This is a genomic window from Micromonospora sp. NPDC002575, from assembly GCF_042889525.1.
In the GTDB taxonomy this organism is placed as follows: domain Bacteria; phylum Actinomycetota; class Actinomycetes; order Mycobacteriales; family Micromonosporaceae; genus Micromonospora; species Micromonospora carbonacea.
On sequence record NZ_JBIARA010000004.1, the window covers coordinates 122164 to 134707 of the forward strand.

At 73.3% G+C, this 12544-nt stretch carries 14 protein-coding genes and 1 pseudogene; 12 read left to right on the forward strand and 3 right to left on the reverse strand.

Annotated elements, in window-relative coordinates:
* Positions 1–76 precede the first annotated feature (76 nt).
* The 12 genes and pseudogenes from ACFYWL_RS08215 (at position 77) to ACFYWL_RS08270 (ending at position 9244) form a co-directional block, all read left to right on the forward strand.
* A complete protein-coding gene (locus tag ACFYWL_RS08215; protein ID WP_386969758.1) occupies positions 77–709 on the forward strand; it encodes a DUF4178 domain-containing protein in 633 nt (210 codons plus the stop codon).
* Positions 710–712: 3 nt separating this feature from the next.
* Positions 713–1216 carry a DUF2617 family protein gene (locus tag ACFYWL_RS08220; RefSeq protein WP_386969087.1) on the forward strand — a complete coding sequence of 168 codons (504 nt, stop codon included), beginning with the start codon at positions 713–715 and terminating at the stop codon, positions 1214–1216.
* Positions 1213–1638 (forward strand): DUF4247 domain-containing protein, encoded by a 426-nt coding sequence (locus ACFYWL_RS08225; RefSeq protein WP_386969089.1) that lies wholly within the window; start codon positions 1213–1215, stop codon positions 1636–1638. Before ACFYWL_RS08220 ends, ACFYWL_RS08225 begins: the two co-directional genes overlap by 4 nt.
* Positions 1639–1672: 34 nt before the next feature.
* Positions 1673–2095 carry a DUF350 domain-containing protein gene (locus ACFYWL_RS08230; protein WP_229405662.1) on the forward strand — a complete coding sequence of 141 codons (423 nt, stop codon included), beginning with the start codon at positions 1673–1675 and terminating at the stop codon, positions 2093–2095.
* Positions 2095–2883: a hypothetical protein gene (locus ACFYWL_RS08235; protein ID WP_386969091.1), complete on the forward strand. Its 789-nt coding sequence runs from the start codon at positions 2095–2097 to the stop codon at positions 2881–2883. Before ACFYWL_RS08230 ends, ACFYWL_RS08235 begins: the two co-directional genes overlap by 1 nt.
* Positions 2880–4478: a polyamine aminopropyltransferase gene (locus ACFYWL_RS08240; RefSeq protein WP_386969093.1), complete on the forward strand. Its 1599-nt coding sequence runs from the start codon at positions 2880–2882 to the stop codon at positions 4476–4478. Before ACFYWL_RS08235 ends, ACFYWL_RS08240 begins: the two co-directional genes overlap by 4 nt.
* Positions 4479–4518: 40 nt before the next feature.
* Positions 4519–5502: pseudogene (locus ACFYWL_RS08245) on the forward strand (hypothetical protein).
* Between the two features lie 126 nt (positions 5503–5628).
* Positions 5629–6564, forward strand: a complete 936-nt coding sequence (locus ACFYWL_RS08250) for a hypothetical protein (protein ID WP_386969097.1) — start codon at positions 5629–5631, stop codon at positions 6562–6564.
* 112 nt (positions 6565–6676) lie between these two features.
* A complete protein-coding gene (locus tag ACFYWL_RS08255; RefSeq protein ID WP_386969100.1) occupies positions 6677–7297 on the forward strand; it encodes a hypothetical protein in 621 nt (206 codons plus the stop codon).
* On the forward strand, positions 7294–8103 hold the full coding sequence (locus ACFYWL_RS08260) for an SDR family NAD(P)-dependent oxidoreductase (protein ID WP_386969102.1): 810 nt from the start codon (positions 7294–7296) through the stop codon (positions 8101–8103). The genes ACFYWL_RS08255 and ACFYWL_RS08260 overlap by 4 nt, the downstream gene beginning before the upstream one ends.
* Before the next feature lie 166 nt (positions 8104–8269).
* Complete coding sequence (pyrE, locus tag ACFYWL_RS08265; RefSeq protein ID WP_043963685.1) at positions 8270–8809, forward strand: orotate phosphoribosyltransferase; 540 nt, start codon at positions 8270–8272, stop codon at positions 8807–8809.
* A gap of 57 nt (positions 8810–8866) precedes the next feature.
* Positions 8867–9244, forward strand: coding sequence for a helix-turn-helix transcriptional regulator (locus ACFYWL_RS08270; RefSeq protein ID WP_007073957.1), 378 nt, complete (start codon positions 8867–8869; stop codon positions 9242–9244).
* 183 nt (positions 9245–9427) lie between these two features.
* On the opposite strand, the gene ACFYWL_RS08275 is transcribed toward ACFYWL_RS08270, so the two are convergent.
* The 3 genes from ACFYWL_RS08275 to ACFYWL_RS08285 all read right to left on the reverse strand — a co-directional run bounded on the left by ACFYWL_RS08275 (position 9428) and on the right by ACFYWL_RS08285 (position 12469).
* Positions 9428–10303 (reverse strand): DedA family protein, encoded by an 876-nt coding sequence (locus ACFYWL_RS08275; protein ID WP_386969105.1) that lies wholly within the window; start codon positions 10301–10303, stop codon positions 9428–9430.
* Positions 10304–10543: 240 nt separating this feature from the next.
* Positions 10544–12094, reverse strand: a complete 1551-nt coding sequence (locus ACFYWL_RS08280) for an LPXTG cell wall anchor domain-containing protein (RefSeq protein ID WP_386969108.1) — start codon at positions 12092–12094, stop codon at positions 10544–10546.
* A gap of 162 nt (positions 12095–12256) precedes the next feature.
* Positions 12257–12469 (reverse strand): hypothetical protein, encoded by a 213-nt coding sequence (locus ACFYWL_RS08285; RefSeq protein WP_386969110.1) that lies wholly within the window; start codon positions 12467–12469, stop codon positions 12257–12259.
* Between the last annotated feature and the right edge of the window lie 75 nt (positions 12470–12544).

The window sequence follows — 12544 nt, forward strand, 5'->3', positions numbered from 1 at the left end:
CTCAACTCCGCTCGGGTTTCCCCACGTGCGCGGGGTTGTTACCGTCTCCGCCGACGCGACTGGGGAGGCGATCGGGTTGAACGGTTCGGTGGCGTATCTGGTGACGGCGGCGGGCTGCCTCATCGCGGTGGCCGGTGTCGTCATCGCCGTGGTGGCGATGCAGCGCTCCCGCAGGCGCACGGGTGGGCGGCCCGGCCCGGTGGACCCGTTCCGGGACCGCGACGCCGACGCGCTGCGGGGCGACCCGCGCCGGCTGAGCCCCGGCGACATCGTCGAGATCCGCGGCACGTCGTACGGGGTGCGCGGCTCGGTGCTGCTCAAGGAGGGCAGCTGGACCTGGTCGGAGCACCTGCTCGACGACGCGGCCGGCGGCCAGCTCTGGCTCTCCGTCGAGGAGGACCCGGACGTGATCATGGTGCTCTGGACGACCGATCCGGCGCTCACCATCACCCCGGGCGCGCCGAGCATCGACCTCGACGGCCACCGGTACGTCAGCAAGGAGGCCGGGCACGCGCGGTTCACCGCCACCGGCAGCACCGGCCTCGACCCGTCCGGCGCGATGCGCTACCACGACTACCGGGGCCCGGGGAGGCTGCGGCTCTCCTTCGAGGCGTACGGCAACGCCGCCTGGGAGGTGGCCCGGGGCGACGAGCTGCACCGCTCCGACGTGATGATCTACCCGCAGGCCGGCACCGGGAAGGTGAGCTGACCCGTGCTGGTCACCCTCGACGCCCCGTACGTCGACACCAGCGCCGCCGACCTCAGCCTCGCCCTCGGCGACGGCGAACGACCCGCGCTGCACGTGCTCGACCTCGACCTGCCCGGCGGGATCCGGCTGCGGCTGCGGCTGCTCGGCGCGTCCCACCAGGTGGTGCTGCGCGCGCCCGGCACCGAGCTGACCGAGACCGTCGCCTGCCTGCCCGGCCGCCCGCCCGAGCTGCCCGCCACCCGGCTGGACGAGGCGAACGGCTACCGGTTCACCGCCACCGTGATGCGCCCGGCCGGGGCGGAGCTGAGCACCCGGGTCGCCGCGCTCCGCGCCGAGCTGGCCGGCGACCCGTACGCGCTGGTCGGGGTGTTTCCCGGCGACGCCGACGCGGTGACGGCCCTCGCCGTGCGCACCGACCCGCCGGACGGGGCGGTCGGCTGGCGCACCTGGCACGCGTACCCCCAGACCAACGAGCTGGTCCTGACCGAGACGGTGGTGTCCCTATGACGTACCGACGCTGGTTCGTGGTGGGAACGGCGGTCGCCGTGGTCGGCGCGCTGCTCGCCGCCTTCGCGATCTTCTACGGCAACTTCTCCCCGCGCGGGTACGTGCAGGACCGGTACCACCGGGCGACCAGCCGCGACATCGGCAGGGACGCCGTGGCGTACACGTCGACGAAGACGCCCAGCCAGGTCGCCAAGGAGGTCACCGACGCCTGGCAGCCGGCCGACCAGTACGTCGACGGCAGCGGCGTCTACCTGCGCTACGACGACGACTCGGTGGTGATCCTGCCGATCGCCGCCGGCTCGGTGATCCTGCTCGAACGCCTCACCACCGCCTACCCCCGTTACCACTCGACCGTCGGGTCGCACTGGGGCTGGGGACGCGGCAGCACCGTCCGGGGCGGCGGCCCCGGCGCCGGCAAGTAGCCCGACGAACGCCCCTCACCCTGGAGTGTCCCCCTTGCAGAACCTCGTCACCGATCTGCTGGTCACCCTCGCCTACGGCGTGGTCGGCGTCGTCCTGATGGGCGTCGGCTACGGGCTGGTGGACGTGGCCACCCCCGGCAAGCTGCACGAGCTGATCTGGACCGAGCGCAACCGCAACGCCGCCCTGCTGCTGTCGTCCAACCTGCTCGGCGTCGGCACCATCGTGGTCGCCGCGATCGTCGCCAGCGAGGACGACTTCGTGCTCGGCCTCGTCGGCGCGGCGGCGTACGGGATCGTCGGCCTGGTCATCATGGCCGCCGCGTTCCTGCTGCTCGACGCCGTGACCCCGGGGCGGCTCGGTGAGCTGCTGGTCGACCCGGAGCCGCACCCCGCCGTGTGGGTGTCCGCCGTCGTGCACCTCGCCACCGGCGCGATCATCGCCGCCGCGATCAGCTGATGGCCGCCGGCAAGCACCCGGGCGGCGGGCGGCCCGGCCAGCCGGCGACGGCGAAGAAGTCGTCCGCCGCCGGCGGCTGGGTCATCGCGCTGGTGACCGTCGTCGGTGTCGGCGGCTGCATCGGCATCGGCGTGGCCAACGGCGACTCCGGCGGCACCACCGTCTCCGCCCCGGCGGTCGACGAGCGGGCCGACACCGTGCCGATCCTCGCCCAGGCCGCCGACAGCCAGGGCATCTGCTATGGCTGGCGACTGGAGAGCTGGTACGGCGGCTCCGACCCGGTCAGCGTCGGCTCCAACCTCGGCGACGGGGTCCCCGTGGTCGACGACCCCGCCTGCCCGCGCTGGGTCGAGGTGACCGCCGAGGTCCGCTACACGTCGGAGAGCAGCGAGAGCAGCGACTCGGCGGTCGTCGACGTGACCGGTTCGCCCGACATCGACCGCGCAGACCTGTACGCCGTCGAGACCGGCCTCGCCCGCTTCGGCCTCGACTCCGACGTGTTCGTCGACGACCCCGGCTGGGCGGTCTGCCGGGCCGCCGTCGCGTTGCCGCTGCTGCTCGCCGAGACCGGCGTGGTGCGGCCCGCCGCCGCCCCCAGCGCGCAGCCCGGCGCGACCGCCGCCCCGCTGCCCGACGCCGGCAGCGACTTCTGGCGGGACCGCTGGGGTTGGCTCCTCGCCACCGGCGGGCTGCTGCTGGTCACCGCGCTGCTGTTCACCGTCGGCTTCGTGCAGCGGGGCCGGCAGCGGGCGGCGACGCCCGCCGGACGTACCTCGGGGAAGGCGTGACCACCGAGACGCCGGCGGCGGTCGACGGCGACGCCCCCGCCGCCGGCCGGCCGCGTTGGCGGCTGGCCCGCTCGGCGGTGCTGGTCGCGGTCTTCGTCTGCGCCGCCTGCGGCCTGGTCTACGAGCTGGCCCTGGTCGCGCTCGGCAGCTACCTGATCGGCGACACCGTCGGGCAGGCGTCGATCGTGCTCGGCGTGATGGTCTTCGCGATGGGCGTCGGCGCGCTCGCCGCGAAGCCGTTGCAGTCCCGGGCCGCCGCCGCGTTCGCCGTGGTCGAGCTGATCCTCGCCCTGCTCGGCGGGCTGTCGGTGCTCGGCCTCTACGCCGCGTTCGCCTGGCTCGACCTGTACGGCCCGGCGCTGGTCGGCACCGCGTTCGTGCTCGGGCTGCTCATCGGCGCGGAGATCCCGCTGCTGATGGTCATGCTGCAACGCATCCGGGAGCAGTCCGCCGGGAGCGCCGTGGCCGACCTCTTCGCCGCCGACTACGTCGGCGCGCTGCTCGGCGGGCTGGCCTTCCCGTTCCTGCTGATCCCGGTCTTCGGGCAGCTCAAGGGCGCGCTGGTGGTCGGCGCGGTGAACGCGGTGGCCGGCGTGGCGCTGGTCTGCACCGTGTTCCGGGCGGAGCTGAGCCGCCGGGCGCGCGTCGCCGTCGGCGCGGGCTCCGTTGTGGTCGCGCTCTGCCTGGGGTACGCCTGGATCACCGCCGCCGACTTCGAGGTGACCGCCCGCCAGCAGCTCTACCGCGACCCGGTGGTGCACGCCGAGCGCAGCCGCTACCAGGAGATCGTGCTGACCCGCTCGGTGCGGGAGGTCGGCCACGCCGACACCGACCTGCGGCTGTTCCTCAACGGCGACCTCCAGTTCAGCTCGATCGACGAGTACCGCTACCACGAGGCGCTGGTGCATCCGGCGCTGAACGGCCCGCGCGGGGAGGTGCTGGTGCTGGGCGCCGGCGACGGGCTCGCGGTGCGGGAGATCCTGCGCTACCCCGACGTGCGGCGGGTGACCGTGGTCGACCTCGACCCGGCGGTGGTGGCGCTGGCCCGCAGCGAGCCGCAGCTACGCGAGCTGAACGGCGACGCGTTCGCCGACCCCCGGGTGCGGGTGGTCAACGTCGACGCGTTCGCCTGGCTGCGCGCCGCCGCCGAGCGGTTCGACGTGGTCGTGGCCGACCTGCCCGACCCCGACGAGACGGCCACCGCAAAGCTCTACACCGTCGAGTTCTACGCGCTGGTCCGGGCGGTGCTCGCCGACGGCGGGCGGCTCGTCGTGCAGTCCGGCTCGCCGTACTTCGCGCCCCGGTCGTACTGGTCGATCGAGGCGTCGGTGCGGGAGGCCGGCTTCGCCACCGTGCCGTACCACGTCGACGTGCCCAGCTTCGGCGACTGGGGCTTCCTGCTCGCCGCCCCGGGTGCCGCCCCGCCCGCGCTGGCGCTGCCCGCCGACGCGCCCCGGCTGCGCTTCCTCACCCCCGGCACGCTGGCGTCGGCCGCGAACTTCCCCGCCGACCGGGGCCGGCTCGACGTGCCCGCCTCCACGCTGCTGCGGCCAAGGGTGCTGGAGTACGCCCGCGTCGAGTGGCGCGGCTACTAGCGTCGGGACCATGCTGCGCGGACCGTCGCGTCGTCACTGGATGCCGCCCCGGGCGCTGGCCGCGGCGGCGTACCTCCAGGCGTTCGTGCTGTCCGGGGTGGCCGCCGTGCTGCTCACCCGGGCGATCCTGCGGGCCACCGGCTACCCGTAGCTCGGCGGCGGCGGCCTGCACATCGCGCACGTGCTCTGGGGCGGCCTGCTGCTGGCCGCCGGCCTCGGCGTGGCGCTCGTCTTCCTCGGCGGCGCGGCCCGGATGACCGGCGCGATCCTCGGCGGGATCGGGTTCGGGCTGTTCATCGACGAGGTGGGCAAGTTCGTCACGGCCCACACCGACTACTTCTACGCCCCCGCCGCCGGCATCATCTACGCCGTCTTCGCGGCGCTCGTGGTCATCACCCAGGCGGTCCGGGAGCGGACCCGGCTGATCCCGGCCGAGCGGACCGCGAACGCCCTGGACGCCGTGGCCGGCGGCCTGATCGACGGGCTCACGGACCGGCGGCGGGCGCAGGTGCTGCGGCTGGCCCGGGGCTCCGGCGCGGAGACCGAGGCCGCCGTGGCCGCCCTGCTCGACGCGGTGCCCCGCCGGGAACCGCCGCCGCCCAGGTTCTGGCAGCCCTGGCTGGCCCGCGTCCGCCGGGTCGCCGTCGGGCTGACCGACCAGCGGTGGGTGGTCCGCTTCGTGGTGCTCTACCTGGTGGCGGAGCCGGCGCTGACCGTGGTCGGGGTGGCGGTCGACGGCGTCACCGGGGCGCTGGACGAGCAGCGGGAGTGGGGCGCGGTGCTCGGCGTCTCGGCGTCCGCGCTGGCCACGGCGGTGCTCAGCATCACGGCGGCGGTCCGGCTGCGGCGGGACCGGATCGGCGCGTTCCGGCTGTTCAAGCTGGCGATCCTGGTCGACCTGCTGTTCGGGCAGATCTTCAACTTCACCGTCAACCAGTTCGGGGCGGTCGCCGCGTTGGCCTTCGACCTGTTCCTGCTCGCCGTGGTGACGGCCGAGCACCGCCGGCTGTCCCGGGCCGGCTGATGCTGACGCCCACCGCGCCGGGCCGGGCGGCCCGTCCGACGCGACGGGCGGCCCGGCGCGGTTCACCGACGGGCGGCACGGGACTCCGGACGATACCGTGACGTCGTGATCTAGAAGGGAGAAGTCATGGTCGATACCCACAGCACGCCGTCGCGGGCCCGTCCGGGCATCGTGACGATCTCCAGTTACCTGCTCATGCTCTTCGCTCTGCTCCAGCTCCTCAACCTCGTCACGACGATCGCCGTGGCCGGCAAGCTCCGGCAGGGCTTCGAGGACGCGTTCGAGGGCACCACGAGCGGGGCCGAGGGGCTGGGCACCTTCGTCGTCGGCTTCGCCATCGGCAGCGCCGTGCTGATGCTGGTCCTCGCCCTGGTCCTCGTCGTACTGGCGATCTTCAACAACCGGGGCAGCAACGGCAGCCGCATCACCACCTGGGTGCTCGGCGGCATCCTGCTCTGCTGCGTCGGCGGCAGCATGATCAACGGCGCGGCCGGCTCGATGGGCGGGCCGTCGGCCGGCGGCGACGCGCCGAGCGCCGAGGAGATCGAGCGCAGCCTGACCGCGGCGCTGCCCTCCTGGTACACCCCGGTCAGCCTGCTGCTCGGGGTCGCGGGCCTGCTCGCCGTGCTGGCCGCGCTGATCCTGCTGGCCCTGCCGAAGACGAACGAGTTCTTCCGCAAGCCGAAGCAGGGCTGGGAGCCGCCGGTCCCGGGTGCCGCCTACCCGGCGTACCCGCAGCAGCCGGGCTATCCGCAGCAGCCCGGCTACCCGCCGGCCCCGGGCTACCCGGGCGCCCCCGGCTACCAGCCCGGCCACCCGACCCATCCGCACGGCACCCATGGCTCGTCCACCCCGGACCAGCCGCCCTACCCGGACCAGCCGGGGCCGTCCGCGTCCGATCGCCCGGACTCTCCCGGTCAGGGGCAGTGGGGCGACTCCGGGCCGTCGTCGTCCGGCGGTTCGTCGGATTCGGGCTGGTCGTCCGGCGGTTCGTCGGACTCCGGCTCCTCGTCCGGCGGCTCGTCGGACTCGGGTTCGTCGTCCTCCTCGTCGTCGGACTGAACGTCGACGCCGCCCCGCCCGCGACCGCCGGGCGGGGCCGCGCCGGATAACGGCGACACCGACGGTCCCTCCGAGTAGGTTCCAACCGGACGCCTACCGGAGGGACCTCGTCGTGTCGTACCCCGATAAGCCGGCCCGTCGCCCCGCGGCCGTCGGGCTGGCGGCGGCGGTGCTGGTGCTGATGGCCGTCGGCGCCGTGGCCTCGGCGGTCGCCGCGCTGCTCGTCCTCGGCGGCACCGTCGAGCGGTTCCGGTCGGCGGCGGCCGGCACGTCGGCCGATGCGGCGGAGGTCGACGACGTGGTCCTCCTGCTGCGGGGCGCGACGATCGCGTCGGCGGTGGTGACGGTGCTGGTGGGCGTCGTGCTGGTCGGCCTGGCGGCCGGGCTGCTCGCCGGCCGGCCCGGGGCCCGGGTGGCGACCTGGGCGGTCTGCGGGCTGGGCGCGCTGTTCGGCTGCTGCGCGGTGGGCGCGCTGGTCGGCCAGCGGGCCGTGCCGCTGCGGCTGTCCACGGGCGACCGGTCCGCCGCCGAGCTGCTCGGCCTCGTCGGCGAGGCGTATCCGGGAACCTGGCTCGGGGCCAACGCCGCACTTTCGGTGGGCCAGGCGCTCGGTTACCTTGTGGTAGCCGTGTTGCTGGTCTCGCCGAGCGCCAGCGCCTGGTTCCGTCGGCGGCACCCCGCGCCGGCACCGACCGCCACCCCGCACCCCCGCCCCGCTGAGGATCGTCCGTGACGTCAGAGCAGGTCCCCGCCGTGCGCCGGGCGCTGGTCACCGGCGCGACGGCCGGCATCGGCGCGGAGTTCGCCCGCCGGCTCGCCGCCGACGGCTGGGCCCTGGTGCTGGTGGCGCGCGACGCGACCCGGCTGGCGGAGAAGGCCGCCGAGCTGACGGCCCAGCACGGCCACCCCGTCGAGGTGATCCCGGCGGATCTGTCCACCGACGACGGCTGCGCCGAAGTCGAACGGCGGCTGGCCGGCGACGAGCAGGTCGACCTGCTCGTCAACAACGCCGGGATCAGCCTCAACCAGCCGTTCCTGCGGTCCTCGGCGGACGACGAGTCCCGCCTGCTGCGGCTGAACGTGCACGCGGTGCTGCGGCTGACCCGCGCGGCGGTCGGCCCGATGATCCGGCGGGGCGACGGGGCAGTGATAAATGTCTCTTCGGTCGCCGGCTTCGGCCCCGTGATGCCGGGATCGACGTATCCGGCGAGCAAGGCGTGGGTGACGGCCTTCAGCGAGTCCGTCGACCTGACGACCCGCCCGCGTGGGGTGCGCGTGATGGCCCTCTGCCCTGGTTACACCCGCACCGGCGCGCACGAGCGGGCCGGGATCGACATGTCCGGCACGCCCCGCCTGATGTGGCTGCGCGCCGAGCAGGTCGTCGACGAAGCCCTGCGTGACCTGCGGAAAGGGCGTTCGGTCAGCGTCCCGTCACGGCGCTACAAGCTGGCCGTCGCGGCGGTGCGGCACGCCCCACGCGGGCTGCTGCGCCGGTTCACCCGCGACACCCGGGGCCGCGACGACCGCCACCCCGGCTGACCTGCGGCGCAGCGTCGGCGGGCGGCCCCGGCGGCGGTTCGGCCGACCGGCCCGGCGGATCGATCGCACAGAGTAGCGGAATATCGCCATCCATCGGTCGCCCGTGGGGCTGACCGGGGTGGACCCCACACACGCCTCCCAGACTTGCGCAGTACCCTCTATCGCCATGGGGGACCACGACGACCTGCGTAAATTCATCATCGACCTGGCTGTGGTCCACGGGCGGGTGGTGCTCTCCTCGGGCCGGGAGGCGGACTGGTACGTCGATCTGCGACGTGTCACGCTCCATCACCAGGCCGCACCGTTGGTCGGTCGGGTGCTGCTCGACCTGACCGCCGACTGGGAGTACGACGCCGTCGGTGGCCTGACCCTGGGCGCCGATCCGGTGGCGCTCTCCATGTTGCACGCCGCGTCGGCGACCGACCGGTCGCTCGATGCTTTCGTCGTCCGTAAGGCGGGTAAGGCTCATGGTCTGCAACGCCGCATCGAAGGGCCGGACGTGGCCGGACGGCGGGTACTGGCGGTCGAAGACACGTCGACGACCGGTGGCAGCGTGCTGACCGCAGTAGAGGCGCTGCGCGAGGCCGGGGCCGAAGTAGTGGGTGTGGCGGTTATTGTTGATCGTGGCGCCGGCGACGCGGTGGAAGCCGCCGGACTGCCGTATCGGGCGGCCTATACGTTGGCTGACCTCGGCCTTGTGGCCTAAAAGTTTGCCGATTCGGATCTGCTGATATGCAGGCGGATCGATGCTGCTGGTGGAAGGATGGAATACGTGGGAACTGCGTTGGCTGAAATGACCATGCCTCAGATCTCGCCGCTTGCCGGCGAGCCGATCGAACGCGCCGACGCCGAGCGGCTGGCGGGGGTCCTCAAGGCCCTTGCCGACCCCGCCCGGCTGCGGCTGCTCAGCCTGATCCAGTCGGCCCCCGAGGGCGAAGCGTGCGTGTGCGACCTGACCGCGCCGCTCGGCCTCTCCCAGCCGACGGTCAGCCACCACCTGCGTATCCTCACCGAGGCCGGCTTGCTGGAGCGGGAGAAGCGCGGGGTCTGGGCGTACTACCGGTTGGTGCCGACCGCGATCGCCACGATCGCGGATCTGCTGACCCCGCCGCGCAAGCGGGCCACCAAGAAGGCCCGCTGACGAGGTTTCCGTTCCGGGCCGTCCCGCCTCAGGACGGCATCGGGTGGCGTGCCAGGGGTGGCGCCACCACCGGACGGTGACGCCTGCCCGGGTCACCGGCAGTCGCCTCGTTACTTCATTGCGGCTCGAAACGATGGCCGGTCCCGTCCCGACGGGACCGGCCATCGGCGTACGCCCTCTCCGTCAGCGGCCCGCGCCGTGCTCCGGCCATCGACCGCCGCCCTGCTGCGGCTGCTGCTGCCCCTGCCCCTGCTCGCCGTGCGGGGCCCGGCCGTGGTGGTCGTGGTGGTGCTCCACCGCGTCCCGGACGGCGTCCACCGCGCCGGCCGCGCTGGCGGTCGCGATCACCGTCATGACCTCACCCCGCTTGCGGGCCCGCCGGTCGCGGAGGAACTCGAAGAAGATCGGCAGCACCGAGATCAGGATGATCAGCGCGACCACCGGCAGGATGTACCGGTCGATCTTGTCGCCGATCGCGTTGTAGATCTGCTCGGCGAGCAGGTAGCCGATCAGCAGGATGCCGTCCACCCACAGGATCGCCCCGACGACGTTCCACAGGAAGAACTGCTTCGCCGGCATGCCGAGCACCCCGGCCACCGGGTTGAGGAACGTGCGGACGATCGGGATGAACCGGGCCAGCACCACGGCCTTGGCCGGGCCGAACTTACGGAAGTAGTGCTCGGCCTTCTCCACGTACTCCCGCTTGAACAGCCGCGAGTTGGGGCGCTCGAACATGCGCCGTCCGTACCGCGCGCCGAGCCAGTGCCCGAGCTGCGCACCGACGATCGCGCAGATCGGGCCCCCGATCAGGAGGCCGGCCAGGGAGAGCCGGGTGCCGTCGCCGAAGATCGCGTCCGCCACCGGCGAGGCGGCGACGCCGGCCAGGAACAGCAGCGAGTCGCCCGGGAAGAAGAAGCCGACGAGCAGCCCGGTCTCGGCGAACAGGATCACCCAGACGCCGATCAGCCCGAAGGTCTGGAGCAGATCCTTGGGATCGAGCGGGTTCAGGGCGACGGTCTCGGAGACCGCCCGTGCCTTCTCTGCTGTGTCCACGGCCACACAGGGTACCGAACCCGGAACCGGCCGCGTCCCCCGCCGCCCCGACCGGGGCGGCCGTCGCCCGCACAGGCGCGCGGCGACCACCCCGGACCCGCCTCACAGGCGCGGGTTTTGGCTTGCGTGCTTGGTTGTGGTGCTTGGTTGCGGTGGGGGTTTCCGGGGAGCCCCACCCGCTCCGGGCGGTCAGGCTTGATCCCTGCGCGGGCGGGGCTCCCCGGAAACCCTTCTCGGCGTCGGTTGTCAGGCGACGAAGTGGGTGCGGCGGCGCTTGGCCACCAGGTAGCCGCCGACGCCGGCCACGAGGAGCAGGCCGCCGATGCCGGCGATCAGCCCGGTGGAGGCGCCGGTGATCGGCAGCGTGCCGCCCCCGCCGCCGCTGCTGTCGGCGTTGACCACGAGCAGGGCCCGGTCGTTGGCCGGCTTCAGGTCGTCCCGGAAGCCGCCCTCGCACTCGCACTTCGCGTTGACCAGCACCGCGCCCTGGGCGTTCGGCACGACCTTGTCGATGCGCAGCCGGAAGTCGCCGGTCGACGTCTCGCCGGCCACGGAGATCGTGTCGGCGAGGCAGCGGTACGCGCGGGCCCCCGGCTTGCCGAGGTCGCGCCAGTCGGTGCCGTTGCCGTTGCGCGGGGCGCACTCGGCGGGCACCTCGACGGCGGTGGTGCCGGCCGGCACGTCGACGTCCAGGTAGGTGACGGACATGTCGCCGCGGATGTAGTTGAGCGTCGCCGGGCCGTTGTTGCGGAAGCCAACGGTCGCGGTGACCACCTTGCCGGCCGCGCCCTCGACCGTGTCGCCGATCGCCTCCAGGTCGGTGCCGTTCTTGCCGGTGACCGTGATGTTCCACGAGGTGTAGTTGTTGCCCCGGTCGGTGTCGGTCTGGGCGGCTGCCGCCCGCAACTTCTTCGGGGCGTCGCGCAGGGTCAGCTTCGACGAACCGGTGCCGTGCGCGGCGGCCCGGGCGCCCGCGTCCTCGCGCAGCCCGAACAGGTCCTCGAAGTCCGCGTTCGTCATGAACTCGGCGTTGCCGTACTGGCGGCCCGGGGCGTAGGTGTCCTTGCCGAGCTGGTAGTTCAGCGTCGTGGTGCGCCCCTCGCCGGCCGGGATCTCCTCGTCGAACTGGCAGGCGAGCAGGTGGTCCTCGACGTAGAGGCAGTTGCTGAACCGCTCCTTGGTGCGGATCGAGTAGTCGAGGTCGAAGAAGGCGACCACGCCCTTGACGCTCTTGTCGCCGACGTTGACCACGGTCAGCGGGGCCTCGAACGAGCCGCCCGGCGCGGCGGTCAGCTTGCTGTCCGGGCCGCCCGCCAGGTCGACGCCCTCGCCGATGCGGATCCGGGACGTGTAGCTGGCGCGCTGCTTGCCGGCCACCTGGAGGCTGATCTTGAGATCGCCGGAGTCGCCGGGCTCAGCCGTGTCGGTGGGCGCGATGAGCACCGGTTCGGTCTGCCCGCCGTAGACCTCGTCGAGGGGCACCTCGAAGGTCTCGGCGCAGACCAGCACGCCCGCCTCCGGGGTGGTGCACTGCGCGTTCCCGTCGTCGGCCAGGGTGACCTTTCCGGCGAGGGAGCGGTAGTCGTACCGCACCGTCACGTCGGGGAGCACGGCCGGCTGGTCGGCGAACAGCCGCAGGAACTGCGACTTGCCCGGCGAGTCCGCCGCCAGGGTGGTGTCCTGGAAGTAGAGCTCGATGTCGGCCGTGGGAGCGGCGGCGGCGGGGGCGGCAGCGGCGACGAGCGCGCCCGCGACCCCGAGCCCGGCCAGCCAGCGCCGGGTCGAGTGCTTGAGCATGAAGGGTTCCTCCCCGTGAGGGTGCAGGTGGAGCCCGTGGATCTTAAATATTCCTTAAGGCAGCAGGTCAACCCGTTCCGTCGATCTTTTGCCGAACGGGCCGAACGGCTGACCAGGTCTGCCGCAACGTCCGGCGGCCGGCGTCCCGAGCGGCGGGCCCGATCAGCGGTAGTCGTCCTCGTCGGCCGCGACGATCCGGGCCTGCTCCATGGCGTCCCAGTCGCCGACCTCCAGACCCCGGCTCGGCTCGCCCTCGCTGTCGGCCGGGTCGGTGGAGGCGGCCTGCTCCACGGCGTCGGCCGCCGGGGCCTCCGGGTCACGCTCCTCCGGCGCGAGATGGTCGCTCGGGGTGAAGTCCTCGTCGGGCTGACCCATCGTCCCTCCCTGAATCGGCGGAAAGCTACCCACACCGTACGGGCTGGTCGGGGTTGCCGCTCGGCGGCGGGGGGC